The 26660-nt window shown below is 63.2% G+C and carries 22 protein-coding genes; 9 read left to right on the top strand and 13 right to left on the bottom strand.

The window, feature by feature from the left end:
• Positions 1-35: 35 nt before the first annotated feature.
• On the bottom strand, positions 36-863 hold the full coding sequence (locus QM797_RS17035) for a helix-turn-helix transcriptional regulator (RefSeq protein WP_283276838.1): 828 nt from the start codon (positions 861-863) through the stop codon (positions 36-38).
• Between the two features lie 138 nt (positions 864-1001).
• Here QM797_RS17035 and QM797_RS17030 point away from each other — a divergent pair, with 138 nt between their 5' ends.
• Entirely contained in the window at positions 1002-1934 is a 933-nt protein-coding gene (locus tag QM797_RS17030) for an SDR family NAD(P)-dependent oxidoreductase (RefSeq protein WP_283276837.1), read from the top strand.
• 15 nt (positions 1935-1949) lie between these two features.
• Here the strand turns inward: QM797_RS17030 and QM797_RS17025 are convergent, their stop codons facing one another.
• The 3 genes from QM797_RS17025 to QM797_RS17015 form a co-directional block, all read right to left on the bottom strand.
• Positions 1950-4013 carry an AMP-binding protein gene (locus tag QM797_RS17025; protein WP_283276836.1) on the bottom strand — a complete coding sequence of 688 codons (2064 nt, stop codon included), beginning with the start codon at positions 4011-4013 and terminating at the stop codon, positions 1950-1952.
• A gap of 214 nt (positions 4014-4227) precedes the next feature.
• Complete coding sequence (locus tag QM797_RS17020) at positions 4228-5562, bottom strand: flavin monoamine oxidase family protein (protein ID WP_283276835.1); 1335 nt, start codon at positions 5560-5562, stop codon at positions 4228-4230.
• A 28-nt stretch (positions 5563-5590) separates the two neighbouring features.
• Positions 5591-6892 carry a serine/threonine-protein kinase gene (locus QM797_RS17015; RefSeq protein WP_283276834.1) on the bottom strand — a complete coding sequence of 434 codons (1302 nt, stop codon included), beginning with the start codon at positions 6890-6892 and terminating at the stop codon, positions 5591-5593.
• Positions 6893-7046: 154 nt separating this feature from the next.
• On the opposite strand from QM797_RS17015, the gene QM797_RS17010 reads away from it, so the two are divergent.
• Positions 7047-8300 (top strand): EAL domain-containing protein, encoded by a 1254-nt coding sequence (locus tag QM797_RS17010; protein ID WP_283276833.1) that lies wholly within the window; start codon positions 7047-7049, stop codon positions 8298-8300.
• 92 nt (positions 8301-8392) lie between these two features.
• Positions 8393-9937: an alanine/glycine:cation symporter family protein gene (locus tag QM797_RS17005; RefSeq protein WP_283276832.1), complete on the top strand. Its 1545-nt coding sequence runs from the start codon at positions 8393-8395 to the stop codon at positions 9935-9937.
• Between the two features lie 19 nt (positions 9938-9956).
• Here the strand turns inward: QM797_RS17005 and QM797_RS17000 are convergent, their stop codons facing one another.
• On the bottom strand, positions 9957-11465 hold the full coding sequence (locus QM797_RS17000) for a PucR family transcriptional regulator (protein WP_283276830.1): 1509 nt from the start codon (positions 11463-11465) through the stop codon (positions 9957-9959).
• A 128-nt stretch (positions 11466-11593) separates the two neighbouring features.
• Here QM797_RS17000 and QM797_RS16995 point away from each other — a divergent pair, with 128 nt between their 5' ends.
• On the top strand, positions 11594-13198 hold the full coding sequence (locus QM797_RS16995) for a purine-cytosine permease family protein (RefSeq protein ID WP_283276829.1): 1605 nt from the start codon (positions 11594-11596) through the stop codon (positions 13196-13198).
• Positions 13090-14610: an amidohydrolase family protein gene (locus QM797_RS16990; RefSeq protein ID WP_283276827.1), complete on the top strand. Its 1521-nt coding sequence runs from the start codon at positions 13090-13092 to the stop codon at positions 14608-14610. The genes QM797_RS16995 and QM797_RS16990 overlap by 109 nt, the downstream gene beginning before the upstream one ends.
• Positions 14611-14641: 31 nt before the next feature.
• Here the strand turns inward: QM797_RS16990 and QM797_RS16985 are convergent, their stop codons facing one another.
• Positions 14642-15172: an Rv2253 family sensor-like surface protein gene (locus QM797_RS16985; protein ID WP_283276826.1), complete on the bottom strand. Its 531-nt coding sequence runs from the start codon at positions 15170-15172 to the stop codon at positions 14642-14644.
• Between the two features lie 114 nt (positions 15173-15286).
• On the opposite strand from QM797_RS16985, the gene QM797_RS16980 reads away from it, so the two are divergent.
• Positions 15287-15919 carry a GyrI-like domain-containing protein gene (locus QM797_RS16980; RefSeq protein ID WP_283276824.1) on the top strand — a complete coding sequence of 211 codons (633 nt, stop codon included), beginning with the start codon at positions 15287-15289 and terminating at the stop codon, positions 15917-15919.
• Positions 15920-15932: 13 nt separating this feature from the next.
• Complete coding sequence (locus QM797_RS16975) at positions 15933-17204, top strand: MFS transporter (RefSeq protein ID WP_283276823.1); 1272 nt, start codon at positions 15933-15935, stop codon at positions 17202-17204.
• Positions 17205-17222: 18 nt separating this feature from the next.
• Here the strand turns inward: QM797_RS16975 and QM797_RS16970 are convergent, their stop codons facing one another.
• From QM797_RS16970 to QM797_RS16950, 5 genes are all read right to left on the bottom strand, one after another.
• On the bottom strand, positions 17223-17642 hold the full coding sequence (locus tag QM797_RS16970; protein WP_283276822.1) for a VOC family protein: 420 nt from the start codon (positions 17640-17642) through the stop codon (positions 17223-17225).
• A gap of 83 nt (positions 17643-17725) precedes the next feature.
• Positions 17726-18022, bottom strand: coding sequence for a transcriptional regulator (locus QM797_RS16965; RefSeq protein WP_283276821.1), 297 nt, complete (start codon positions 18020-18022; stop codon positions 17726-17728).
• Positions 18019-18447 carry a hypothetical protein gene (locus QM797_RS16960; RefSeq protein ID WP_283276820.1) on the bottom strand — a complete coding sequence of 143 codons (429 nt, stop codon included), beginning with the start codon at positions 18445-18447 and terminating at the stop codon, positions 18019-18021. The genes QM797_RS16965 and QM797_RS16960 overlap by 4 nt, the downstream gene beginning before the upstream one ends.
• Before the next feature lie 50 nt (positions 18448-18497).
• Positions 18498-18800 carry a hypothetical protein gene (locus tag QM797_RS16955; RefSeq protein WP_283276819.1) on the bottom strand — a complete coding sequence of 101 codons (303 nt, stop codon included), beginning with the start codon at positions 18798-18800 and terminating at the stop codon, positions 18498-18500.
• 19 nt (positions 18801-18819) lie between these two features.
• Positions 18820-19980, bottom strand: coding sequence for an NAD(P)/FAD-dependent oxidoreductase (locus tag QM797_RS16950; RefSeq protein WP_283276818.1), 1161 nt, complete (start codon positions 19978-19980; stop codon positions 18820-18822).
• Between the two features lie 79 nt (positions 19981-20059).
• On the opposite strand from QM797_RS16950, the gene QM797_RS16945 reads away from it, so the two are divergent.
• Positions 20060-20623 carry a dihydrofolate reductase family protein gene (locus tag QM797_RS16945; RefSeq protein ID WP_283276817.1) on the top strand — a complete coding sequence of 188 codons (564 nt, stop codon included), beginning with the start codon at positions 20060-20062 and terminating at the stop codon, positions 20621-20623.
• Positions 20624-20638: 15 nt separating this feature from the next.
• Here QM797_RS16945 and QM797_RS16940 read toward each other — a convergent pair whose 3' ends face one another.
• Both QM797_RS16940 and car read right to left on the bottom strand, forming a co-directional pair.
• Entirely contained in the window at positions 20639-20935 is a 297-nt protein-coding gene (locus QM797_RS16940; protein ID WP_283276816.1) for a DUF503 domain-containing protein, read from the bottom strand.
• A 70-nt stretch (positions 20936-21005) separates the two neighbouring features.
• Entirely contained in the window at positions 21006-24533 is a 3528-nt protein-coding gene (car, locus tag QM797_RS16935; protein ID WP_283276815.1) for a carboxylic acid reductase, read from the bottom strand.
• Positions 24534-24850: 317 nt separating this feature from the next.
• Here car and QM797_RS16930 point away from each other — a divergent pair, with 317 nt between their 5' ends.
• On the top strand, positions 24851-26647 hold the full coding sequence (locus QM797_RS16930; RefSeq protein ID WP_283276814.1) for an acyl-CoA dehydrogenase: 1797 nt from the start codon (positions 24851-24853) through the stop codon (positions 26645-26647).
• Positions 26648-26660 lie beyond the last annotated feature (13 nt).

Genomic DNA, 26660 nt, shown 5'->3' with positions numbered 1-26660 from the left:
TGAGATAGTACCCAAGCGTCGAGGAGAACGTTCGACTACCGCTGTTCGGCGGCGGCGAGGTTGCCGAGAAGCTGCAACGCATCAGCGGATGGGCTGCCCGGTTCGGCGTGGTACGCCACCAGGGTCTGTCCATCGGTTCCTGAGATGGTCAGCTTCTCGTGGCGGAGGTCCAGGGGGCCGACCTCGGGATGGTCGAGAAGGCTGGTGCCGCCCGTTCTCAGATGTACGTCATGGCGTGCCCACAGTCGACGGAAGGCCTCGCTTTCGACCGACAGTTCGCGGACCAGGTCCTCGAGGAACCCATCGTCGAACTGTGCGGCCGAGGCGGCCCGAATTCCCGCCACCGCATCGGTTGTGACGCGACTCCAATCGCGGTGCAATTGGCGTTCGTCGGCGTCGAGAAATACTGCACGAAGCAAGTTGGTGCCGGCATAATTGTTGGGAGAGAGCGCTTTTCCCATTCGATTCGACGCGAGTACCGTGAACCGACGATCGTGAATCAGCGCTGGCATCGGTAACGCATCGAGGAATTGCAAGGTTCCGGCGGGCACTCGCTCGGTCTTTCCGACCGGACGGCGGGCCGAGATCGGGGGACCGGCGAGAGTGTGCAGATATGCGGTGCTGTCGGCGTCGAGTCGCAGCACAGCCGCCAGCGCGTCGAGCACCTGAGATGACGGGGTTTGGTTGCGTCCCTGCTCGAGTCGGATGCAGTAGTCGGCGCTGATCCCGGCGAGGATCGCGACTTCTTCCCGGCGCAGTCCGCGAACACGCCGCCGGCCGCCGCCGATGATCCCGACGTCCTCCGGTGCCAGTTGCGCACGCCGCGCCCTGAGGTACTCACCGAGTGCCTGGTGGTTGTCCATCCCACCACCGTAGAACCGAGCGCTACCCGAAGACTAGCCCGCGAAGTCCCAGGATAAGGCGGGCCCGTGATTCGGCGGCGATATCCACGACTCTGGAATGGAGCCGCACTAGGCGTGCTCGAACGACAAGGAGCATCCATGAGCAACAGAATTGTCACGCCATTCGGTGCAGACGCCACGGCTGACGAGGTCAGCGAAGGCGTCGATCTGACGGGCACTCGAGCGATCGTCACGGGAGGGGCGTCGGGCATCGGGATCGAGACAAGTAGGACGCTCGCTCGACGAGGAGCCGCCGTCACCATCGCGGTCCGTGACATCTCGACCGGAAACAAGGTAGCCGCCGAGATCACCGCTGAAACCGGAAATTCCAGGATCGACGTTCGTCGCCTCGAATTGACCGATATTCCATCGGTGAGGACGTTCGTCGACGAATGGGACGAGCCTCTCGACGTGCTCGTCAACAACGCGGGTGTCATGGCCGTTCCGGGACTGACCATCGACGGCGGCGGCTGGGAGAAGCAGTTCGCGACGAATTTTCTCGGTCATTTCGCACTCACGACCGGCCTCCATCACGCCTTGGCGCGTGCGAACGGCGCGCGCGTGGTGTCGGTGTCGTCGTCGGGACACCTGTTCTCGCCAGTGGTGTTCGACGACATCAACTTCCGCTTCCGCACCTACGATCCCGTGCAGGCCTATGGTCAATCGAAGACTGCCGTGGTTCTGTTCGGAGTGGCCGCATCCGCGCGGTGGGAGAACGACGGAATCACCGTCAACACATTGAATCCGGGAGCGATCGCGACGTCTCTGCAACGCCATGTCGGTGGAAAACTCGCGACACCCGTCGAGATGCAGAAGACTCCAGCGCAAGGTGCGTCGACGTCGGTGTTGCTCGCTACCGACCCGCACCTCGCGGGCATCGGTGGACGCTATTTCAACGACAATCAGGAGGCGAGTCGGGTCGATCGTAGGCCCACCGACATCGCCGAACTGGTCAACTCCGTGGCCTCGTACGCTCTCGATCCCGATGCAGCCGAGCGCCTGTGGGACATCGCAGCTCGGGCTGTCGAGTGAGGGACGACGCCCGGTTCACATTCCGGCGGCGGTCGGGGGTTCGATCAGCATCCTTTTGATGACCTTGCCGGTCGCAGTACGGGGGAGTTCGTCGAGGAACGTGATGTCTCGGGGAACGCAGAAGCGGCTCAGCCGGTTTCGAATGTAGGCGCGCACCATGTCTGCATCGAGACCTGCCGCACCGCGGCCGACGACGAACGCTGCAAGACGTTGCCCGTACTCGCTGTCGGGCACACCGACAACTGCGACCTCGCCGACCTGAGGGAGATTGGCGATTGCATCCTCGACTGGTCCCGGAAATACGTTCTCGCCTCCGGAAATGATCATCTCGTCGTCCCTGCCGCACACGAACAACCGCCCGTTGCAGTCGATGTACCCGAGATCTCCGGTGTCCATCAACGCGGCTCCACGAGCCGACGCGGTGGGCGGGGGTTCGGCGTTGGTGTAGCCGTCGAACAACATGTCGTTTCCGACGAAAATGCGGCCGAGGCTTCCCACCGGCACTGGGGTGCCCTCGGCGTCGAGCACCGCGATCGTCGTGCCGAGCGGCGGACGTCCTGCGGTGCCAGGTGACGCGCGTAGGTCGTCGGGGGTGGCGATCGTGGCCCACGAGACCTCGGTGGAACCGTAGAAGTTGTAGAGAATATCGCCGAAGACGTTCATGAATCGGCTGACTGTCGACCCGGTCAACGCGGAACCGCTGCAGGCGACGACGCGCAGACTGGAGGTGTCGTAACGGGATCGCACCGACTCTGGCAGATCGAGGATTCGTTGCAGCATGATCGGTACAGCTATCAACGAGGTGCATCGATTATCCTCGACTGCACGCAGGCAGTCTTCGGCATCGAATCGATCCTGGAGCACCACCGTGGCTCGCAAGGAAGTGCTGATCTGCAGGGCTGCGAGCCCCCAGCTATGAAACATAGGTGCTGCGATGAGCATCCGCTCGTTCGTCTTGAGAGGCATCCGAGACAACATGGCGGCGATGGTGCCGAAGCCCCTCGGGGTGGGACGGAGCGCGCCCTTCGGCGACCCGCTGGTCCCAGATGTCAACACGACGACCGACCCAGGGCGATCCGGCCGCACGAATGTGGCAGACGGGGGTGCGACGAAATGTTCGAGGGTGCGCCGACGCGGAATGGCGGTACGAGAGGAGAGACTGACTCGGGTGACGTCGTCCGGTAGGTATCGAACCATCGAGTCGAATTCGTCGTCCACGAACAGCATTCGGAGCTGGTGGCGGGCGGCAATCGCCTCGATCTGACGCGCCGCGAGACCGGTGTTGAGAAGCACGACCTCGACTCCGAGCATGCCGCACGCCACAGTGCATTCGATCATGGCCGAATGGTTGCGGGCCAGAATTCCGACCGTGCTCCCGGGACGAATCCCCGATGCATCGAGACCTGCTGCGATGCGGTGTGACCGGTGGTGGATCTCCGCGAACGTACGGGTCCCTCGGTCGTCGACAACGGCTATCTCGTCCGGTGACTTCGCCGTAGCGGCCGCGAATCCGCCTCCCAATGTGAAGCCCCACTTCGCCAGCGAGTTCAACTGCCGATACGCGCGATCGGGACGTGCGGCACGGACGACGCCTGTTCCCACCATCGTCTTCAGGATCGCCAATTGCAGCGACCGGGAGTCGCCGCTGTTCGACACAATGGAGTCAGCGGTGCCGGAAAGAGAATTCTCCAGTCTGCGAAGACCTCCCATGACCCAGTCGACGACCGCGCGGTTGTGTTCGGGCTGGGGTGCGTAGGCCCCGCCGAGACCCGCCTTGAACACAGTGACATCGATCTTCGTCTCACCGGCCGATCGCCTGCTGAGGGTGAATCTGACGAAACCGCCGGATTGGGTGTGCTCGATGGTGATGATCGGTTGATTGCGCCGGTTCACCACGAGCTCGAGATTGTGCTCGGCGCCGCCGACGCCGCATCGATACCCGGTGGCGGTTTCACGCAGTGTGCAGTATTCGAGACCGGGGAAGTAGCGTGGGAACAACTCGACCGCGCTCAAGACCTCGCATACCTGCTCGACGTCGTGTGCGAACACAACCTTGCAGTCGATGACGTCCGAAACCATGGCCCTACCCCCGTGCCCGCCGAGGCGGACTACAACGCCGCATCAGCACCGACCAGGGGATGGCGGCGAGCGCTTGGAACGGGTCATCCGCCTGGATGAAATCGCTATGCTAATCCCGGTGCACGGTTTCGGGGGTGGAATCGGCCGAACTCGGTTCTCGATGGCCGACAACTCGGTGCGCACGACCCATAACGCCCGATCGTTGCACGACGTCTCACGCGTCCGACAAGGTCCAGAGGTCGCTGAACGGAACGGTACTGCCCAGGATTCGTTCTGCAGCGCGATGTCCTGACTTCATTGCGGCGGTGACTGTTGCCGGGTCTTCGGTCCAGGTGGCCTCACCCGCGAGATGCAGCACACCGCCGATCGGCGTGGCGAGATCGTCATGATCGCGCGTCTGCGAACCGACGGTCATGTAGGAGTACGAACCATACGAGAACGGATCGTCCTGCCACCGAGTGACATACACACTGTCCGGCGCGACGACGCGGTCGCCGTAGATGCCACGCAACGTGTGGACGATCGAGTCCCCGATACGTTCGTCCGACCAGCGTCGGGTCTCCTGTCCACACGGCCCCGCTGCGAAGGTCAGAAGAGTGGGCCTGCCATCCGGCTGTGTCACGTCGTACCACGAGTGCCACCAGCGACCGGCCTCGCCCTGCTGCCGTATGGCGTAGACGTTCTCGTCCCAGAACTTGACCGGGAACTGGAGGAACACTTTCTCGAAGGCGTTCATTGCGAGCCGGTCCAGCGCACCCGAAACAGGTTCTGGTAGTGGCGGTTCGACGCCGAAATTCGGCGACTTGAGTACCCCGATCGGCACTGTCACCACAGCGCGATCAGCCGAGAAGGAGCCTGCTGCGGTTGTCACGACGACTCCGTCTTCGCGCCAGCTGACCTGCGTGACCTCGTGCTCGAGTCGAATGTCCAGTCCCTCGGTGAGACGGACCGCGAGTTCGTCGTAGCCGTCGGGAAACACCACCTCGTCGCCGTCGATGGCGTCGTCGTCCAAACCGTGTGCGTCGAGATCCCCCCGGTCGACCCCCAGCTGTTCCTCGGCTCGGTGGCCGAGGAATTCGCGCACTCGGTCCAAGCGGTCGCTGTCCCAATTCAGTCGAGTCAGAGTTCTTTCCACTGCATCACCGAACGATGTCCGTGGAGGAGACTCGGCAACGGTCCTGGCGAACAGACCGTCGAAGTCGTGAACGTCGGCGGCAAACCGTGCGGCCGCGGACTCGCTCAATCTGGCACCGGTGGGGGAGTAGTACGCGATGGGTCGACCATCCGGTTGATAGCTGCCCACGGTGAACTCGGCTGTCCGTATGCCGAAAGCGCGCACGGCGTCGGCGAGGGGGTTGTTGTCGATCCCGTGAATCCAGGACGCACCGACGTCGAGGGTGTCGCCGTCGCCGCGCACGGTCCACACACGACCGCCCACGCGATCGCGAGCCTCGAGAACGACGACTCGCCGACCCGCACGGTGCAGAATCCTGGCTGCGGTAGCACCGGATATTCCTGCTCCCACCACGATCGTGTCGAAATGGGTCATAGCTGCTCCGATCACGTGGTGGGCCTGCTCAGTTTCCTCGACCGGGGTTTCCCGGACCCGAATTGCCGTTGCCGGAGTTGCCGTTGCCGTTGCCTTTGTTGCCGTTACCGGTCCCGGGGCTTTCGTTCTGCTGTGGTGCGGCGGGTTGGATCAGCACCGGATTCGACGATGGTGTGATCTCGGCGTCGGATGGGTTCGAGAAGGTGGTTGCCGAAGGCTCCGGCACCTGTGTCGTGGGCACGGCGATCGTCGACTCGTTCGGTGTCGGTGTCGGTGTCGAAGCAGGCACCTGACCCGGGTCGTCGCTCACGCTGGACGCGATCCAGATGATCCCCGCTGCGAGCGCAAGGACGAGCGCGGCCGCTCCAGGAACGATCCACCGTCGACGCCGAGGATGGCGTGCGGTGCCAACCGGATCAACGGCCGCAACTACGTTCGTGCGCTCGACAGGTATCACGGCAGTCGGGGGGAGTGGGGTCGCACTTCGGACGATCCTGCGCAGTCGGTGCGCGACCGCAGCTGCGTCCGGACGATCCTCCGCCTGCCGAGACGTCATAGCCGTCAGCAGCGAGTGCCACTCCGGCCCGAGCTCCTCGGGAACGGCGGGATCACGGTGTAGTCGCGCCACCGCGGCGGCCACCGCGCTGCCCTCGAATACCATTGTGCCGGTGAGGCACTCGATGAGAACGAGGCCGAGCGTGTAGATGTCGGTGGGTGGACCCGCAGACGTACCCGTCGCCTGTTCCGGGCTGAGATAGTGCGCGGTTCCGACTGTGGTGCCGTGCTCGGTGAGTCGCTCGGAGTCGACAACGCGGGCGATGCCGAAATCGGCCAGTTTGACGCACTGCCCCGCACCTGAGTCCGGGGCGTGCGCGATCAGGATGTTGGCTGGTTTGATGTCTCGGTGCACCACACCCCGGTCGTGGATGTACGCGAGCGCCTCGGCCATCTCGCTTCCGATGCGCGCGACGTGGACGGCGGGCATCGGCCTGTTCAGCCGAAAGCTGTTCAGCGTCGGCCCGTCGATCAATTCCATCACCAGGTAGGGCGACGGAATTCCTCTGGCGTCCTGCGCAGTCCCTGCGTCGTACAACGTGACCAGGCCCGGGTGCGACAGCGACGCCAGGGTGCGAATCTCTGCGTCGATCCGGTGGACCGTGTCCACCGGATCGACGTGGCGGAATATCTTCACTGCCACCGACCTGCCGAGGACCTGGTCTTCTGCGTGAACGACGTCGGCCATCGCGCCGCGCCCGAGAACTGCGCCCAGTCGATATCGACCCGCGAACAGGCGATCCTGAGCAGCGCGAGAACGGGCATCCTCGTCCATCGTGATTCACCGCCGTTCGTCGACTACTCCGAGCACCTTATAGCCAACCAATTGTCGTTCGGAGTGCAGTGCGTTCTCGATACTGCGTTCTGTCGGGCATGATGATCTACCGGGTGGGGGACAGATCGTGCAAGCGTCGAGGAAGGTCCTACCCATGCGTCCCCAATCGACGAATGCGCAGATCTCGCCGATGTCGATCGATATCACGTCGGCCTACCAGCCGATAGTCTCTCTGGACGACCGCGCCGTGGTGGGGTACGAGGCCCTCGTGCGGACCAGCGGCGACGGTCCGTCCATTGCTCCGCAGGAACTTCTGCGCGCCGCACGAGAGCAGGGTGTGACTACCGACTTCGACTGGCGGTGCAGAGCGAGCGCCCTGCACGGTGCCGTCGAGTCCGGCTATCCCGACCAGCTCGCACTGTTCGTCAATGCCGAACCCATCGCCCTCGATGCACCGCCTCCTCGGGACTACCTACCGATTCTTGCGAACGCGTCGCGGCTGTCCATCATCGTCGAAATCACCGAGCGAGACCTGATGGGTGATCCGGCCGGTCTGCTGAGGGCGGCCGAGCACGCTCGAAACCTGGGGTGGCGAGTCGCCATCGACGATGTGGGGGCAGATTCCTCCAGCCTGGCGCTGATCCCACTGCTGCGTCCCGACGTGATCAAGCTGGACATGGCACTCGTGCAGGGGCGGTCGAGCAACGAGACCGCCGCCATCGTTGCTGCCGTTGCCGCAGAGGCCGAACGCACCGGTGCCCTGGTCCTCGCCGAGGGAATCGAAACCGAGAACCACGAGTATTCTGCGCGAGCCATGGGCGCGCTTCTGGGGCAGGGATACCTCTACGGCGCACCGGAGGCTCTCCCGGATTTCGGGGAGGTGCTCGAGCCGGTCCGTTCGCTCGATCTGGATGGAACGGTGACCGTGCGTGCCCCCGTGGCAGTCACTCCGTACGGGCTCACCCATTCGCTCGGTGCCCGCCGGCAAGCGGATTCGGCACTGCTCGACGCCATCGAGAACAGTTTGCTGCACAGTGCCTACGGCACCGGTTCCTCGACTGTCGTACTGGCGACAGTGAGCGCGTCCACCGGCCTGACGCCTGCGCGCCAGGCGATCTTCGAAGACCTTGCCGCACGTACCGCGTTGACGGCTGTCTTCGATTCGCACGCCGCGCCGTCTGCCCCCGGCTTCCGGACTGTGGTCGTGGGCGCGGACGAGCCATTGGCGCTGGAACGTTCGATCGTGATCGTGGCTCCGATGTCGAGCGTGGCGCTCATCGCGGTGGAGCGAGGCATGGCCGAGGACGGCACCCCGAAGTACGACTACCGCCTCACCTACGACCGTCATGTCGTACTGGATGCTGCAACAGTGCTTTTGAGACGAATACCCGCCAGAACTGCGGTGTGAGCCCGCGGGCTTCTGGTCAAGATCACGTAAATTATTGCTCGAAATTCGGTAAATCGCGTCCTCTGCCGTCCACGTGCTGTTCACTCGAAGCCATGAGCTTCCACCCCCTCGCAACCGATGTGCTGGCCGCGGACGGAGGCACGATCAGCTCCATCGAGACGGCGATCAACAATGCCTTCGATCCGATCTCCGCTGCCGTGTCGAATGTCGTCTTCTTCACCGTGAATATCGGTGGAGCCGCCGTTCCACTGATCGTCCTCTGGCTCATCGTCGGTGCCGTCGTCTTCACGGTGGCGTTCAAGTTCATCCAGGTCCGCGGAATCAAGAGAGCGTTGATTCTCGTCAGCGGCAAGGAGGACGAGGCGGACGCGCCCGGTGAAGTCAGCCACTTCAGAGCTCTCACCGCCGCGGTGTCCGGAACCGTCGGACTCGGCAACATCGCCGGTGTCGCCGTCGCAGTGACGCTCGGTGGACCGGGTGCCACCCTCTGGATGATCCTCGCAGGCCTGTTGGGCATGGCATCGAAGTTCGTCGAGTGCACGCTCGGTGTGAAGTACCGAGACATCAACGAGGACGGCACCGTCTCCGGTGGGCCCATGAAATACCTGACCAAGGGTCTCGCAGAGCGGGGACTGGCCAAGGTCGGCAAGGTCATGGCCGTCTTCTACGCCATCGTCATCACGTTCTTCGCCATCAGCGGCGGCAACATGTTTCAGGCCAATCAGACGTACGCACAGGTCCGTTCGGTCACCGGCGGCGAGGACGGATTCCTCGGCTCCGACGGAGCCAAGGCCGTGTTCGGTATCGTCGTCGCGCTGATCATCGGACTGGTCATCATCGGCGGAATGAAGTCGATCTCGGCGGTGACCGCCAAGCTCGTACCGTCCATGGCGCTGATCTACATCGTCGCGTGCGGCGTCGTCATCGCCGTCAACTTCCGTTCTGTCCCCACGGCGTTCACCGCCATTTTCGAAGGTGCGTTCTCGCCCGAGGGTGTGGCCGGCGGCGTACTCGGCGTCATGATCATCGGATTCCAGCGCGCCGCGTTCTCGAACGAGGCCGGACTGGGTTCGGCGGCCATCGCGCACTCGGCCGTCAAGACCAGGCATCCGGTCACCGAGGGCTTCGTGGCGATGCTCGAGCCCTTCATCGACACCGTCGTCATCTGTACCGCTACCGCACTGACCATCGTCATCGCCAACACCGTCTCCTGGCAGGATCAGCGTGCCATCGTCGCCGAGACCGGCGAACTGCCGGCAGGCGGAGTGACGCTCACCTCGGACGCCTTCGAGACCGTGCTGCCGTGGTTCCCGTACGTGCTGACCCTGGCGGTGGCGCTGTTCGCTCTGTCGACAGCGATCACCTGGGCGTACTACGGACTGCAGGCCTGGACGTCGCTGTTCGGGCGTAGTCGCCTCTCGCGCAGCTTCTTCAACATCATGTTCTGCGTGTTCACCGTCATCGGGACGGTGCTCTCGCTCGGATCGGTCCTCGACTTCGCCGACGCCACCCTGTTCTTGCTGGCGCTGGTCAACATCACGGGCCTGTACCTGCTGTTGCCGGTCGTCAAGCGTGAACTGTCCGACTACATGGCCATGCGGCGGGGCGAGCCGAACAAGGTCGACGCCGAGGTCTGAAGTTCCCGAGTTCGACGGGTCAGCTGCCGAGGCCGACACGGCCTTGGCGGCGGGCCTGTTCGAGAAACACCGCTGTGGCGATTCCGGCAAAGCGAGGGGACCCCGCCGGTAGCGGACCGAGAACGTCGAACAACTTCTCGAGCCGCTTGTAGAGCGTCTGCCTTTGTATACGAAGGCTTTTCGCGGTCTCGGTCTTACTACCCCAGTGGGTGATGTAGGCCAGCAAGGTCGCAAACAGCTCTCCGTGCCGTTCTCGATCGTGTGCGAGCAGTGTTCCGATCTGATCGTGGACGAACTTCTCGACAGTGGATTCCCCCGACATCGACTCCACCAGTAGGGCAAGCGCGAAATTGCGCGCATCGCGGATGCGGTCGTGAGGGCCGAGGTCCAGCGCGAGCACTGCTGTGGCCGTGCTGAAACACCGGCGCAGACCGTGGCGGTCGGAGGCTCCCGGACCGACACCTGCTCGCCGAATACGCAACTGCGTCGCCTGCAACATCGACAGCACAACCGGCCGTTGAGCGTCGAGCATCTCCTGGCCGGCGAAACCGAGAACCGCGACGTGTCGGTCGCCGATCTTCTGACACCAGTTGTTCGGTGACACCGACCCCAGCGTGCGCTGCAACGTGTCCGCGGCCGGGTCGTCGTCGAATTCGACCGACACTGTCAGGTAGGCGTCGTACTCCGGCATACCCATGCGCTCGGCGACGCCGTCGAGATGGTCGGTGACATCGGAGGCAGGGTAATTCATCGCTGACAACAGTGAGAAGAAGCGGGTACGCAGTCGGTCTTCCACCCTGGCCGGGCGTGCGCTGAGCAACGCGATCGACAGGATTTCCGGAGCTCTCTCCAAGCCGGCGTTAATCGAGTAGATGTCGGCATCGGGGCCTGGAGCCACGGTCAACACCGCGACGTCCCGACCGCCACTGGTGACGGGCACCTCGAATGTGGTGAAATCCGATGGCTCGGTGACGAGTCCGGATTGCCCGATCAGATCTCCCGAGGCCGAATGCAGCGTCACCGACGAACGAGTCTCGACGCCGAGCACATCGAGAACGGCGTCCACCGCTCCGTCCGTTTCGATCGAGGCCGACAGCAACCGAGACATACGGTTTGCCATCTGCAGCCGACGCAGAGCGGAGTCGGCAAGTTGGCTGTTGATGCTCTCGCATACCTGTACGAACGGCACACGGCGTCGGAGATGCACCACTGGAAAGCCGATCCGTTCGGCATGCTCGACCAGAAGCGGCGGAATCACGTCGAGGGTTCCCCCCGTCTCCACCGCGATTCCGACGACTCCCGCGGCATTCACCGACTCGAGGTACGTCACCAGATCGGCGTCGGAGCACGCACCGAAGTACACACCTTCCATCAGAATCAGCTCCCCGCCGCGCAAGAGCGGTGCGATGTCGAGTTGCTCGCTGGCATGAACCCACCGCAGAGACCGCGTCGAAGAGCGCCTTCCCGCGACGAGTTCGGGTCGCGCCGCGGACAGATAGACGTCGTCGAAGGCGTCGAGCACATTCATAGGTGACATTTTGTCCACCCGCTGTTACGAGTGGCTTACATTACGTAAGGGTTCGGGAAACACACGGGCACCAGGCTTCTCACCAGGCCGACCGAACTGCCGGTCGACCGCATCCCGAGGAGCTCACGGTGACCACACATTCCCACGATGTCGAGGATTCGCTGCAACCGATTCCCGAGAGCCAGAGAACCACCGCGCTGTCCGGTCAGTTCTGGATATGGGCGGGTGCGAACATCGCACCGATCAACTGGGTGCTCGGCGCGCTCGGCATCAGCATGGGCCTCGGCCTGGCCGATACCCTGACAGTGCTCGTCCTCGGAAACGTCATCGGAATGGCGATCTTCGGATTCTTCGTTCTGCTCGGACAACGAACGGGAACGACCGGAATGCTGTTGGGCCGTTCGGTCTTCGGTCGTCGAGGCAACTATGTTCCCTCCGCCGTCCAGGCCGTGGTGGTCGTCGGCTGGTGCGCGGTGAACACATGGATCGTCCTCGACCTGGTGATGGCATTGTTCGGCGAACTCGGCTGGGTCGATCCGGATGCAGCGAACGTCGGATGGAAGGTCCTGGTCGCTGCTGCCATCATGTCAATTCAGGTCGGTATCTCCATGGCCGGGTACCGGGCGATCGCGGCGTTCGAGCGCTGGACGGTTCCGCCCACCGTCATCGTCCTGGTTCTGATGTCTATCGTGGCCTGGTTCTACCTCGACATCGACTGGAGCTATTCCGGCCCGAACGGTGTTGCCCTGGCCGGCACCGAGCGCATCGTCGCCATGTCAGCCGTGATGACGGCCATCGGAATCGGATGGGGCCTGACGTGGTTGACCTATGCTGCGGACTACTCCCGGTTCGTGAGCACCAGCGTTCCGCGACGCAAGCTGTACCTGGTCAGTGCGTTGGGACAGTTCATCCCCGTCGTCTGGCTCGGTGTGCTCGGCGCGACGCTGGCCACCACCAACGGCTCTGTCGATCCGGGCAAGCTCATCGTCGAGAACTTCGGTGCACTCGCTGTACCGGTGTTGCTGTTGGTTCTGCACGGCCCTATCGCCACGAACGTCCTCAACGTCTACAGCTTCGGTGTCACGGCGCAGGCCCTAGATATCAAACTGAGTCGGCGGACGCTGAACCTGTGCGTCGGTGTTCTCGCCTTGGCCGCCAGTGTGTTCTTCGTGTTCCAGGAGGATGCGGCCGAGACTCTCGACGCCTGGCTGGTCGGAGTAGTGGGCTGGGTAGCGACTTGGGGCGCGATCATGCTGGTGCACTACTACGTCTTCGAGCGCGCCAGTACCAGCTACGACTATCTGTTCGACGAGGTGGGTTCGAAGAGGATCCAGGACGTCAACTGGCGTGCGCTCGTGGCGTTCGCGGTGGGGATTTTCGGCACCTGGATGTTCCTCAACGGCCTCGTACCGGCATTGCAAGGGTTCGGTTCGCAGGCGCTCGGAGGTCTCGACATCTCGTGGCTCGTCGGCGGTAGTGCTGCAGCGGTGACCTACTACCTTCTCGCACGAAAGTCACATCGGGTGGTTGATTCGTCAGCAAAAGCCCGAAGAGCAGGCTCCGGCACCTCAGCCGGTCGAATAGCTCCTCGCCGTCATCGCATCGCGCAGTCAAGGAAAGAGACATGGGAATCTTCATCAGAAACGCGCACGTCATCACCATGGACGCGCACACCGGATCCGAGCCGATCGTTCGCAGCATCCGGATCGAGAACGACGTCGTCACCGCAATAGCCGGCGATCTCGAACCCCGTGAGGGCGACACGATCATCGACGGGCGCGACCGGCTGGTGACACCGGGTTTCGTCAACGCACATACCCATTCCTGGGAGACGTTCTACAAGGGCAGATACGACAACTTGCCTCTCGAGATGTGGATGGCCATGGCCTATCCGATTCTCGGCGACAGTCGCGTCGAACCCGATCTGGTTCGTCTCCGCAGCACGTTGTTCGCGATCGAATCTCTCGAAGCGGGCGTGACCACGATCGTCGACGACGTTCTGGAGAACCCGACTCAGGATTGGGCGCAGCTGTCGGCGGTGTTCGACGCGTACGAGCAGATCGGCATCAGAGCCAATATTTCCGGACACGTGATCAGCAAGCCCTTCGTCGACACCGTGCCGTTCGTCGTTGACTACCTACCGAAGGAGATCACCGCCGAGATCCTGTCACATCCCGTTCCCACGACGGGGGAGTATCTCGCCTTCAGCAGGCAGGCATTCGAGCAGTATCACGGTCGAGGCAACGGACGTCTGCGGTACATGGTCGCGCCCTCGGCACCGCAACGGTGCGGCGAGGATCTTCTGGTCGGTGCTACGCAGTTGGCGAAGGAATTCGACGCCGAATGCCACGTACACGTGCTCGAAACCAAGACGCAGTTGGTTACAGGAACCGAGATGTACGGCGGCTCTCTGGTGGCGTACATGGACAGGATCGGTGCTCTGTCGCCGAATACTACTTTGGCGCATGGTATTTGGCTGACCGAGGATGACATGTCGATGATCGCTTCGGCGGGCACATCGATTTCGCACAATCCGATCTCGAATCTCAAGCTCGGGTCTGGAATCGCCCCGTGGCGTGCACTGCATAACGCCGGCGTGAACCTCGGACTCGGAACCGACGGGTGCTCGAGCAGTGATTCTCCACGGATGCTCGACGTCGTGAAATCAGCTGCGCTTCTGCACAAGGTCACCAGTCCAGACTTCGCCACCTGGCCGAGAGTGGACGAGGTGCTGCATGCGGCCACGGTCGGAGGTGCCCGCAGTGCACTCCCTCAGGACACCGTCGGTTCGGTCGAGGTCGGGATGCAAGCAGATCTGGTGATCTTCGACCTCGAGACCATGGCGTTCACCCCTCGGCAGAAGCTCGATCGGCAACTGGTGTACTCCGAGAACGGATCGTCGATCGACACGGTGATCGTGGCCGGACGCATCGTGGTCGAGGGCGGACGGGTCACCACGATCGATCGTTCGGCAGTACTGGCCGAACTCGCCGAGCGCCTCGACGAGATCGTGACGCGCCAGAACGAACTGGATTCGCAGAACAGGCCACTGCTGGACGCTTTGGCCGCAATGTACGACAAGGCGATGTCGACCCGCGGAGCCGTCAACCGATTCAGTGACGACGAACGGGCGTGGCTCGTCTGACGGGCAGTTTTCGGAGCTGTGTCCGACCGGCCTAACTGCTGCCGAACGGCAGAGGAGCAGCCTGCACCGGGTAGGCCGCGACGTTCATCACCACGTCGCCCACACACGGTCCGCTGTCGATGACGGTGCGCCACACACCGGAGAACGTGCCATCGGGCTGGGGTGTGTATGTCGCAACGGAGTGTGCCGGTGCCAACGGGCGCGGAACATTCGGGCCCTGGTAGCAATCCCACATCCAGTCGTACACGTGGACCCAGCTCGTTCCGTCCCAGGTGTACTGGGGAGGCTGGGGGAGTGTCGGATTCTTCGGAGGAGGGCCACCGATCACGGTTGCCACGCAGGGACCACCCATACACGTAGAGACGAACGTGTAGTCGTCGGAGAAGTCCGGCTCCGACTGGCGTGCAGCCAGGCTGGAGCCGGACTTGGTCGCTGCGAATCGCTCCAGCGTGTACAGGCCGGTCCAGGACGCGTCGGTCGTCGACGGTGCTGCTGCTGCAGGAACGATCGCGGTCGTCGACCACGCAGCAGCGAGAACGACGGCCAGGATCAGTTTTCGCATCCGGCGATACTACCGGCCGGTCGGACTGTTCTGAGGGCGAATGGCCAACCTATTGATGTACCCGAACGGTCTCCATCGTTACGCTTGCTCGAGAGTCGAATCGGAACGGGTGCCATGAAGATCGATTTCAAGAAGACGCTCGACGCGTACTCCGCGCGGCGCAACGTCTTTCGCAGTCTCGTTGTGCCGCCGCTGAGTTATCTGATGATCGACGGGCACGGAGACCCGAACACCGCGCCCGAGTATGCGGACGCGCTCGCCGCTCTCTACCCCGTGGCGTACGCGCTGAAGTTCGCCAGCAAGGAGAACCTCGACCGCGACTATGTCGTCCCGCCGCTCGAGGCTCTGTGGTGGGCCGACGACATGGCGTCGTTCACCACAGACCGCAACAAGGCCGAGTGGAACTGGACCGTCATGATCATGGTGCCCAACTGGATCGATCGAGCGATGTTCGAGGCGGTAGTGGCGTCCGCCGGCGCGAAAGGCAAGTCCGAGGCGTCCACCAGCGTTCGTTTGGAGACCCTGGACGAGGGACTCTGCGTGCAGACACTGCATATCGGGTCCTACGACGACGAGACGCCGGTGCTGGCCGAACTTCACGATCGGTACATCCCCGATTCCGGATTGACGATGACCGGCCGGCACCACGAGATCTACCTGAGCGATCCGCGCCGGGTCGAGCCCGCGAAACTCCGCACCGTTCTCCGTCAACCGGTCGTGCGTTCAGCAGGGTCGACGGCGCTCTGACACGATGGCCGACATGACCAATGCGGTGCGTCCGGCTTCGTTCACCGCCGGAACCCTCACCTTGCTCGGGGCTCTCTACTTTGCGCAGGGACTGCCGTTCGGATTCTTCACGCAGGCACTCCCGGTTGTGCTGCGGGAGTCGGGATTCTCATTGGTGAAGATCAGTGCCACCGGTGTGCTGTTTCTGCCCTGGGCGCTGAAATTTCTCTGGGCGCCGTACGTCGATCGCTACGGATCCAGACGGCGGTGGCTGCTGTCGCTGCAGTGTTCGGCTGCAGTGGTGGCTCTGGCGTTGTCGTTCCTCGACCTGTCGTCGACGTTGCGCTGGTTGTTCGTCGGCATCTTCGTCATGAACGCTCTCTCGGCCACGCAGGATATCGCGACCGACGGCATTGCGGTCAGAACGCTCACCGCGGCGCAGCGAGGGCTGGGCAACGGTCTCCAAGTCGGTGCCTACCGAATCGGAATGGTGTGTGGCGGTGGACTGCTGTTGTGGCTGTTCACCTTTGCCGGGTGGCAGGTGCTGTTCGTCGCCATGGCGTTGCTCATCGTATTGACGACTGTCCCGGTGTGGTGGATGCGCAGGCAACTCGACGCGGCGGATGCCGCATCCGATCGGCGCGCCGAGTCGGAATCGCCGGCTCGGCTTGCGGTTGCCTGGTGGTCCAGGCTTCGCAGGCCCGGCATGGTGGCGTTCATACTGCTGATCATCGGGTTCAAATTCGGAAACTCGATGGGATCGGCACTGGTGGGGCCGTTCCTGTCGGACAGTGGACTGTCGCTGCCACAGATCGCGCTGGTCGAGGGCGGACTCTCCTCGGTGGCAGCGCTCGGGGGTGCTGCCCTCGGAGCGTGGATGACCTTCCGGCACGGACGTCGCCGGGCGCTGCTGGTCGGCGGAGTGAGCCAGACCATGAGCCTCGCGCTGTACGTCATCGCGTCCCTCGGCATCGGTGGATTTCCACTACTGATCACGGCGAACATCACCGAGCACGTGCTCGGCGGGGCGGCCACGGTCGCGGTGTTCGCTTTGATGATGGACGCGTCGGAGAAGCGTTTCGCAGGAAGCGATTACACGTTGATGGCCTGTGCGGTCGTCTTCGCGCAAGGAGCGGCAGGAATCGCAGCCGGTGTGGTGGGAGACCTGTTCGGCTACACAGCGATGTTCGGTTCTGCCCTGGTGTTGTCCGGAATCGGCTGTGCAGCATTGCTTATCGCGCTCGACCGGGGTTGGGGCCCCGAAGGTCTCCGGCAGGTGATCCCTCCGAAGACCTTCGCCGGCTAGGGACGGTTGTGCCGGCGCTCAGCTACCGGGCGTGGATCCCGCGATGTTCACCATCCACTGCACACCGAACTTGTCTGTCAGCATCCCGAACGTATCGCCCCACGGAGCCTTGTCGAGGCCCATCGTGAATTGCGCATCGACGGCCAGCTTGTTCCAGTAGCCCGTCAATTCGTCCTCTTCGTCGCCGCTGAGAGAGACGCTCATCGCGCTACCGGGAGTGTGTTCCATCGAGGACGGCGTGTCCGCACCCATCAAGGTGAATCCGTTGGGAGTGGTCAACTGGCCGTGCATGATCTTGTTCTCATCGGCGGGATCCTCGCTGGCGTGGGCCTCGCCGAGCGTGGTGACGGTGAGCTCGCCCCCGAAGACTGACCGGTAGAACTCCATGGCCTCGCGGGCGTTGTCTCGAAACGAAAGATACGGATTGAGAATGGACATGGCAGGCTCCTTTTCGCTGATGTGCACCGACGGCATCCGTCGAACGGTAGACCGGCGCTACGACGAAAAGTCACCGAAGAGGATCAGATCGAGGCGTCGGTGTCCGCGAGCAGTGCGCGCAGAGCGCGGACATGACGTCTGTAGGCGCCCTTGCCGTCCTTCGTCAGCGACAACCACACTCGACGCGAGTCGGTGTGTGATCGCTGTTGCTCGACGTACCCCGCATCGACCAGAGCAGCTACCTGTTTGCTGAGCGCAGATGCGCTGAGTCCACTGTGCTCCTTGACGATCGCGAGCTCTAGGGGTGTCGCCGCGGCCAGCAGGGCACAGATTCGCAATCGATGCGCGGGGTGAATGATCGGATCGAGATCGTCCGTCATCGGCGAGTGCTGCGGTAGTGGACGAACGAGCCGATCGAGTAGGTAGTTGCTGCCGCGATCGCGAGCAAAATCAGCGCCCATGCAGGAAGGGACGGCTGGGCGAATGCCAGCGCGACTACGATGAATGCGACCGAAACTGCGACCGCGGCGAGGAACCCCCGGCTGGTGGGAAGCGCCCACGGTGTGCCCATGCGATAGCCGGTGATCATGTTGACGGCCAGAGTCACCGCCGCCAAAGTCAATAGAGCGATGATGCGGCCGACGTCGGCGAGGAGCGGCGTGAGCGCCATCGATCCGAGTAGAACGGCGTTGACCGGATAGAGCCATACCGGCCACGGGGTATCGCGCACCGCGCGCTGTACACGGTCTATGTCTTCGAGAGCGGCTGATGCTTCGGACGAGGTGGGCCTTCCGATGTTTTCCATAATGGAAACTGTAATGGATAGTTTCCATTGCGGCAACAATATCGAGGAGATCAGTTCTCGGGGTCGGTCGGTCCGGGTCGAGATACCTCCGCCTCCCATCGAGCCCGTCGTTCGTCGTCGGACTGCTCCCACCACGGTGTTCCCCGTTCTCCGAGCGCGACTTTGGTGGCCTGCACACCCGCGCGAGATTCTGGGGCACCGGACGTGCGCTTGACGTCCCTGCGCCACGCCATCAGGATCGATCGCAATTCTGCGTTGCGCTCCTCCGGGATGTCAGGATCCGTTGCGCGCCAACGTCGCCCCTTGATGACGACGTAGTGACCGTCCTCGGTTCGTTCTGGTTCGTCGGCCATGACTCCACACTGCCATGGGTCAGCTGCTCAGGTACTTCGGAACTTCGATTGCGTCCAATCCGAGGGCCACAGCAGCGCGAGCGGCCACCGGCCCGACGAGATTGCCGGTTCCGTTGTAGCCACCGAACGCGATCACTCCGTCATCGACGTAGCAGCACAGCGGCCGCCCGTCCGCGGTGAACCCGACCGACGCCGCCCACCGTGCGTTCACGGAGACGGGTTCACCGGCAAACAACTCGGCGAGCAAGCCGAGGTAATTCTGCACTCGGGCTGTCGGTTCGCCGGAAAAGGTCCACTCTTCCTCGGCGAACAGGTCACGGCCACCCCCGACGTACATGCGTCCCGACGCGTCCTGCTGGGCATAGTCGTATCCCCACCGTCCGTACACAGGGCACGGCAACCGACCGGCCGAGACAGGAGCGGTGGCGAGCATCTGGAGGCGCGCCGTCCGAACTCGACCGTCGAGCTGGGGGAGTACGCGTTCGAGGCGACCGTCTACGGCAACCAGTATCAGATCACAGCGGATCACCCCGGTCGGCGTGGTCACCGCTCCGGGCTCGATGCCAACAGCGGGTGTGTACTCGTGGAGCCTGGCGCGACCGGCCAGCGCTGCCGCCGTCCCCACTGCACGACGGGCAGGATTCATCACCGCATCGTCGGGTAGGAAGATGCCGTGTCCCAGCTCGCCCGAATACTCTTCGACGGCAATGTTGTTCTCGCGCAGGCACTTCGTTAAATCCGCGCAGTCCCGCACATCGGCGGGGTCGGCCTGCGTATCCGGGATGCCCGCAAGCCTGATGGAACCGGTGCGGCGGACAACGGACGATCCGAGGAGTGCTTCCAACGAATCGATCTCGGCGAGGGTCGCACGATAGAGATCGACGGCGCACGGCCCCCACATCGACAGTGCGGTGTGCAGAAACGTCGCGGGGCCACCCAGCAGAAAGCCGCCGTTTCGACCTGCAGCGCCGGCTGCGACTCGCCCTGCATCGATCCCGACGACATCGAGGCCACGGCCGAGCAGATCAGCGACAGCAGCCAGGCCCGAACCGCCGAGACCGACGACGCACACGTCAGCAGCGCAGTCGCCGTCCAACGTGGGTAAGCCCCGCCAACCGGACACCGCAGAATCGTCATCCCACGCCGGACGGGACATGTCGATGGGGACGGTGCCGATCATGCCGACGATGGTATCCGTCGACCGGTGCTGCATGGTTTACGATTCCGGCACCCGACATCCTTGACTGTGAGGACCACCGATGCGCACTCTGATCGTGACCGCGTTCGTTTCGCTCGACGGCGTGATGGAAGGACCCGGCGGCGAAGTGGGTTACCGCAACTCCGGGTGGACGTTCAAGGACATCGAGTTCGACCCGGCGGCGTACGAAATCAAGGGTCGCGAGCAGAGCGAGGCGTCGGCGCTGCTACTCGGCCGTACCTCGTACGAGGCATTCGCGCCGATCTGGCCGACGATGGAGGATTTCGCCGAATACAACGCCATGCCGAGATACGTGGTGTCCACAACGCTGGAGCAAGACGATTCACGTTGGCCTGCAACCATTTTGCGCAGTATCGACGAAGTCGCCGAGCTCCGGAACACCGACGGTGGCCCCATCTCCGTGCACGGGAGCGCCACGCTGGGCCGGAGTCTGGCCGACGCAGGGCTGGTCGATCGGTATCACCTACTGGTGTTCCCGCTTCTGCTCGGCGCGGGAAAACGCCTGTTCAGTGCAGCAGACAAGGACACCACGCATCTCGACTTGGTAGAACACGAGGTCTATGGAAACGGAATTCAGAAGCAGGTGTTCGACGTCCGCCGTTAGTCCGTCGGGCAGGCCTCAGATGTCGTCGCTTCGGATGGTGCGCCGGCGAACCGATACGAGTTGAAGCTCGGGCCGTGACGCCGCAACGCGCTCGATTCGGTCGAGAACGTCGGTGACATGATCCAGATCGCCTGCCACGACCGACGCACCGATGCCTGCTCGTCTGTGCAGCTCTCGATGCTCCGTCTCTGCGACCGAGACAGCGAACTTACGGTGCAACTCGGAGATCACCGGCCGAACAACGGAGCGTTTCTCCTTGAGTGAGTGCACGTCGCCGAGAAGAAAGTCGAATTCTATCCATCCAATCCACATAGAGTGTCGACTCTACCGTCCGAGTGGCCACATCCCGATGCGGGCGGCTCGGCCCGCATCGGGAGATGCTTCAACGCTTGCTGACGAGTCCGAGGACCACGAGATCGGACAGATACTTCTCGATCAGTTCACGTCCGAGGTGTGGAATTTCCCCGACGGCCGAAGCGAACTCGTCCGCCGGCAACATCGCACCCGACGACGGCTGCTGCGGTTGTGCGTACGACTGAATCAAGGGAAGCAGCGAGTGCGAGCGCTGCTTCTCCGGAAGAGCCTCGACAGCAGCGCTGAAACGCTCGAACCATTCGTCGTAGTTCTCGACGATCTCGATGTCGCGACCCGCCTCACGGATCCAATCGACGAACGTGTCGAGCGAGATGTTGTCGTCGTGCGGGTTGAGAATGTCGAAGGTTCGGTAGCCCGAGACGTCGGCGCCGGCAATCGTCGTGATGGCACCGGCGCTGAAGTCGGCGGGAAGCCCGTCGTAATGGGCCAGGGGACGCCCACTTTCGTCCGTCGGCGCACCGATTCCTGTGGCGTAGAACGTCCGAGGAGCCAGGCCGGTTGCCACGACCGAGAGAATCAGACGCGTGAACACATCCGGTACGTTGAGCTGACCCGACCACCTGCTGTGCGCCAGGATCATATCGGAGCGAAAGACCGACACCGGCAGGCCGAATTCGTCGAATGCGTTGCGCAACAACACTTCGCCGGCCCACTTGGAGTTGCCGTAGCCGTTGGCGTACGAATCGTCGACAGCGCGCGAGGGACTGTCGGTGCGGATGTCGCCGTTCTCCCGGAAATTGTCGACGCCCACAGCGACGGCGACCGTCGACAGGTAGGTCACCGGCTTGACGTGGTCGGTCATCGCGAGCCGGATCACCTCGGCCGTACCGACGACATTGGGACCGAACAGGTGCTCGTACGGAAGAGCATGATTGACGAGCGCAGCAGGGTGAACAATGCGATCGACCCGCTCGGCCAGAGCCGCGAACTCGTCGTGGTCCAAGCCGAATCGAGGCGAGCCGAGATCTCCTGCCACGACCTCGAGGGCAGAGTCTGCCAGAGCTCGGTAGTGAGCGGACAGTTCTTCGTCACCACTGTCGAACGCTGCATCGAGTCGAGAACGCGCGTCGGAATCGGAGCGCCCGCGAACCAAGCACACCACCGTCCCGCCGACCTCGGCCATACGCTCGAGCCATTCCATGCAGAGGAAGCGGCCGAGGTATCCATTGGCTCCGGTCAGTAACACCGTCTCGGTTCGGGTGCGAGGGCCCGAAACGTGATGAGCGGCATCGATGAATGTCTCGTCCAGGAATGCAGACAGGCGCAGGTCGGAGGCGTGCGCGACGGTGGCGTCGCGTCCGTGTACCGAGGCGAATGTTGCTGTGTCGGAATCGTTGTCCCGGGCCGAGGTGATGTAGTCGGCTAGGGCGGACAAATCCATGGCCGGCCCGGTGATCACTCCCACCGGCACGTCGACACCGTAGATGTCCCGCAGGAGCGTCGAGAACGTCAACGCCGACAACGAGTCTCCACCGAGATCACTGAAATGGGCGTCGGGCCGGACATCGGATCCGTCGCAACCCAGCAGTGCCTGTGCGGCATCGCCGACGGTGGTCAACACCGGAGCGTCGGCACCGCTGCGTCGAAGCTCACGTAGGCGTTCGTTCTGACCCGACTCGAGTTCGGCGTAACGACGCTCGAGATCGGCACCGTACCGTTCGACGAGTTTCGGCCGTAGTTGCTTCCCGGCACCGGAGAGCAGCCCGTTGTCCTGCATGAACGGCTGGTGCTCGATCGTCACGTCACGAGGGATCTCGTACGAGTTCAGCGATTCCGTACGAGCGATTTCTTGTAGCGATTCGATGATCGAGGCGGTGGTCGTATCCGGCTGAGCCGGGACGACGACAGCCAGGAGATATGCGCGTTGGCTGTTGCCGTAGAGGAATATCTGGTCGACGAGTTCGCTGGTACCGAACACTGCTTCGAGACGGGCCAGGGCCACGAACTCACCCTGGGCCAGCTTCAGAACGTTCTTGCGGCGGTCGACATAGGCAAGTCGGTCCGGCTCGATCTCGGCGACGACGTCTCCGGTGCGATAGAAGCCCTCGGAATCGAACACGTCCGCGGTGACGTCCGGGCGCTTGTAGTACCCGGGAATGATGGACGACGTCTTGAGTAGGAGTTCGCCGCGCGGATGCGGTGTGTCGGTGGAGAAGTAGCCGAGCTCGGGTACGTCGTCGAGCTTGTACTCGATCACCGGGGGGCGCGCGATGACGCCGTCGTGCAGCACCATTCCGGCTTCGGTGGAGCCGTAGTTGTCGCGGACCTGGATATCGAGCAGCTCGGTGACGAAATCCTTGACCTCCGTCGCGATCGGTGCGGTGCCGACCATCGCCGCCAGGATGCGGCCGCCGAATTGGTCGTTCCTGAAGCGCTCCAGAACATCTCGCCGTACACGGTCTTCGTCTTCGCCAGCGGAGCGCTCGACCTCTCGGTCGATCTCGGCGAGAACGTTGTGTCGAATCATTTCGCACACTCGGGGGATCAACAGTGCCATCGTGGGCCGAGCGAGCGCGAAGTCCTCGAACAGTGTGGACAGGTCGCTGGCTCCGGCGAAGTGCACCGTCCCGCCGGCAGCGAGCGCCGAGAAGACGAGGCCACGGCCGGCCAGGTGACTCATCGGAAGATAGTCGAGTGTGATCACGGGGAAAGCAGGCCGGTCCACGGATTCGGAGGAAGCTCCGGTGTGGTGCCAGGCTCCGGTCCAGGCTCCGCACACGATTCGTTCGGTGTGCATCGCCCCTTTGGGGGTTCCGGTGCTGCCGGAGGTGTAGATCAGTGTCGCGAGTCGGTCGGGATCCTCGGCATCGGGTAGTGGAACCTCCGGTAGCTGCCCGCCGTCGCGAACCAGCTCGGTGAGGGGCCGGATGACTATCCCGACCTGTTCGGCATTTTCGTGCGCGGACTTCATGATCCGTGCGTGTACGTCGAGTGCAGCGTCGTAGTCGAGGACGACGATTCGCCGAATGGACCGGCACTGCGTGGCAACCTGGACCGCGACGGACAGATTGTCGACATCGGCAGCGAGGACGACGGGCTCGACTTCGGCGGCGATGGACGAGAGCTGGCCCGCGGTGGCGCCGGCCTGCAACGGAACGGCGATTGCGCCGAGTCGAATCGTGGCCAATTCCGCGATGACATACTCGGCACTCGCGAATCCCAGGGTTGCGAAGAAGTCACCGGGAGCGATTCCGAATGCGTCGTGAGTCAGAGCCGAGGCCAGTGCTCCGGCGTCGTTCCAGGCTTGCCCGTAGGTGATGGTGTCGAAGCGCGGGAGCAGGCGAAGGGTGTTTGCGTCGTCGAGCCGGGCGATTTCTCGAGCCCGGCTGCCCAGGGCCGGCCGGTCCGAGTAGCGCGTCATGATCTCGGCAACCACGCGGGCCAGGTTGGGCGACAACTCTTGGGCGGCGTCCGCCACCGAGCTCTCCGGTTCGGCGGCTCGAAACTCCTGGTCGGACTCGTGCAACTCCTGGAATCGACTGTGTTGCCTGCTCTCTCGATCCTGTCGGCTGTCGACGGCCAGTGTGTGCGTCATGCTCGACTCCCTCCGACGACACGCACCGGTAGTCCGGGGCGTCTCGCGATTGTCCGCTTCATATCGTTATCAAAGGTAAGTATATGCCGTCGAGGGCTACGTCAATCGTGACGCTCCTCATAGTCCGATAAGTCGTAAAAGTCTGCCTGGCTGCGTTTTTGGAGCCCGGATAGCGAATGCAGATCTGCCGTGACAGCGTGCGTGGGTACTCGGTGAACGCCCGAGATCGCGACTTGTATGGTGAATCCACAGTCATGTGCGTCACAGTGCTCGTCACCGTAGTGCGCACGTGTCACCCCTCGCGATCGGAGAAGTGAATGTCGGACGTCCTCTCGCGCCGCGACCTGGATTTTCTGCTGTACGAGTGGTTGGACGTGGCCGGCCTGACCACCCGTCCCCGCTTCGCCGAACACTCGCGCGAGACCTTCGACGCAGTACTCGACCTCAGCGCGGATATCGCCCGCAAGCACTTTGCGCCGCACAACAAGAAGGCCGATGCGCACGAGCCGACCATGAATCCGGACGGGTCGGTGGAGCTGATCCCCGAGGTCAAGGAAGCACTCGACGTGTATGCCTCGGCAGGTCTGATCGCCGGGCAGTTCGACGAGTCGATCGGCGGGATGCAGCTGCCTGCGACCGTCTCTCGGGCCGCGATGGCATTCTTCCAGGCTGCCAACGCCGGGACCTCCTCGTACCCGTTCCTTACGATGGCCAACGCCAATTTGATCGCGACGTACGGCACGCCGGATCAGGTGCGTGAGTACGTAGGGCCCATGCTCGACGGTCGGTGGTTCGGAACCATGTGTCTGTCGGAGCCGCAGGCCGGATCATCGCTGGCGGACATCACGACCAAAGCGATACCGCAGGACGATGGCAGCTTCCGCATCACAGGTACCAAGATGTGGATCTCCGGCGGTGATCACGAACTGACCGAGAACATCGTCCACCTGGTGCTCGCGAAAACTCCGGGAGGTCCTCCCGGGGTAAAAGGGATCTCGCTGTTCATCGTTCCCAAATTCCTCCCGAACGAAGACGGCGGTATCGGTGAGCGAAACGACATCGTGTTGACCGGCCTCAATCACAAGATGGGCAACCGCGGGACCACCAACACCCTCCTGGCGTTCGGCGACGGAACCCATTCTCCCGCAGGGCAACCCGGGGCGGTCGGTTTCCTGGTCGCCGAGGAGAACCGCGGACTGTCCTACATGTTCCACATGATGAACGAGGCCCGTATCGGTGTCGGGTTCCTGGCCATCGCGCTCGGGTACGTCGGCTACCTGAAATCGGTGGAGTACGCGAAGACGCGCACCCAGGGGCGACCGCTCGGCGCAAAGGATCCAGCAGCACCTCCGGTCGCGCTGATCGAACATGCCGATGTTCGCCGAATGTTGTTGGCCCAGAAGTCGTATGTCGAAGGTGCGCTCGCGCTCGGACTCTACTGCTCCCGTCTGGTGGACCTCCAGGACTCGGCGACAGACGACGCCGAAGCGGCGCGCTCGACCCTGTTGCTCGACGTCCTGACTCCCATCGCCAAGAGCTGGCCGTCGCAGTGGTGCCTCGAGGCCAACAGTTTGGCCATCCAGGTGCACGGCGGCTACGGATACACCCGCGACTACGACGTCGAACAGCACTACCGCGACAACCGGCTCAATCCGATTCACGAAGGCACGCACGGTATTCAGGGGTTGGACCTGCTGGGGCGCAAGGTCGTGATGCAGGGCGGCGCGGGGTTGGCGCTACTCGGTGAACAGATCTCGGAGACGGTCGCGCGGGCGGACGCCGCCGGCGGTCACGCTGCCACCTACGGCGCAGAATTGCAGACCCAATTCGCGAGAATCGTCGAGGTCACCGCGGCAGTGTGGGGGACCGGTGACGCAGCTCTGGCCTTGGCGAACTCCACTGCCTACCTCGAAGCCATGGGGCACATCGTCATCGCCTGGATGTGGCTCGAACAGCTACTGGCTGTCGGCGCGAAGTCCGGAGACTTCTACGACGGAAAGCGTTCTGCAGCGCAGTATTTCTACGTCTACGAGTTGCCGAAGGTGAAGGCTCAGCTCGACCTGCTGGCGCGACTGGACCGCACCACCCTCGATATGTCACCCGCCTGGTTCTGACCACAACCTACAA

This window comes from Rhodococcus sp. IEGM 1381 (assembly GCF_030056795.1).
GTDB lineage: Bacteria > Actinomycetota > Actinomycetes > Mycobacteriales > Mycobacteriaceae > Rhodococcoides.
This window is presented reverse-complemented; position numbering and strand designations above follow the sequence as displayed.

Bases quoted from the DNA above. Each gene is read 5' to 3' on its own strand.
- QM797_RS16965 (WP_283276821.1), bottom strand. From the start codon at position 18,022: ATGACGGACGATCTCGATCCGATCATTCACCCCGCGCATCGATTGCGA.
- QM797_RS16990 (WP_283276827.1), top strand. From the start codon at position 13,090: ATGGGAATCTTCATCAGAAACGCGCACGTCATCACCATGGACGCGCAC.
- QM797_RS16975 (WP_283276823.1), top strand. From the start codon at position 15,933: ATGACCAATGCGGTGCGTCCGGCTTCGTTCACCGCCGGAACCCTCACC.
- QM797_RS17020 (WP_283276835.1), bottom strand. From the start codon at position 5,562: ATGACCCATTTCGACACGATCGTGGTGGGAGCAGGAATATCCGGTGCT.
- QM797_RS17015 (WP_283276834.1), bottom strand. From the start codon at position 6,892: ATGGACGAGGATGCCCGTTCTCGCGCTGCTCAGGATCGCCTGTTCGCG.
- QM797_RS17035 (WP_283276838.1), bottom strand. From the start codon at position 863: ATGGACAACCACCAGGCACTCGGTGAGTACCTCAGGGCGCGGCGTGCG.
- QM797_RS16970 (WP_283276822.1), bottom strand. From the start codon at position 17,642: ATGTCCATTCTCAATCCGTATCTTTCGTTTCGAGACAACGCCCGCGAG.
- QM797_RS16940 (WP_283276816.1), bottom strand. From the start codon at position 20,935: ATGTGGATTGGATGGATAGAATTCGACTTTCTTCTCGGCGACGTGCAC.
- QM797_RS16960 (WP_283276820.1), bottom strand. From the start codon at position 18,447: ATGGAAAACATCGGAAGGCCCACCTCGTCCGAAGCATCAGCCGCTCTC.
- QM797_RS16950 (WP_283276818.1), bottom strand. From the start codon at position 19,980: ATGATCGGCACCGTCCCCATCGACATGTCCCGTCCGGCGTGGGATGAC.
- QM797_RS17030 (WP_283276837.1), top strand. From the start codon at position 1,002: ATGAGCAACAGAATTGTCACGCCATTCGGTGCAGACGCCACGGCTGAC.
- car (WP_283276815.1), bottom strand. From the start codon at position 24,533: ATGACGCACACACTGGCCGTCGACAGCCGACAGGATCGAGAGAGCAGG.
- QM797_RS16945 (WP_283276817.1), top strand. From the start codon at position 20,060: ATGCGCACTCTGATCGTGACCGCGTTCGTTTCGCTCGACGGCGTGATG.
- QM797_RS16980 (WP_283276824.1), top strand. From the start codon at position 15,287: ATGAAGATCGATTTCAAGAAGACGCTCGACGCGTACTCCGCGCGGCGC.
- QM797_RS17005 (WP_283276832.1), top strand. From the start codon at position 8,393: ATGAGCTTCCACCCCCTCGCAACCGATGTGCTGGCCGCGGACGGAGGC.
- QM797_RS17025 (WP_283276836.1), bottom strand. From the start codon at position 4,013: ATGGTTTCGGACGTCATCGACTGCAAGGTTGTGTTCGCACACGACGTC.
- QM797_RS17000 (WP_283276830.1), bottom strand. From the start codon at position 11,465: ATGAATGTGCTCGACGCCTTCGACGACGTCTATCTGTCCGCGGCGCGA.
- QM797_RS16930 (WP_283276814.1), top strand. From the start codon at position 24,851: ATGTCGGACGTCCTCTCGCGCCGCGACCTGGATTTTCTGCTGTACGAG.
- QM797_RS17010 (WP_283276833.1), top strand. From the start codon at position 7,047: ATGCGTCCCCAATCGACGAATGCGCAGATCTCGCCGATGTCGATCGAT.
- QM797_RS16955 (WP_283276819.1), bottom strand. From the start codon at position 18,800: ATGGCCGACGAACCAGAACGAACCGAGGACGGTCACTACGTCGTCATC.
- QM797_RS16985 (WP_283276826.1), bottom strand. From the start codon at position 15,172: ATGCGAAAACTGATCCTGGCCGTCGTTCTCGCTGCTGCGTGGTCGACG.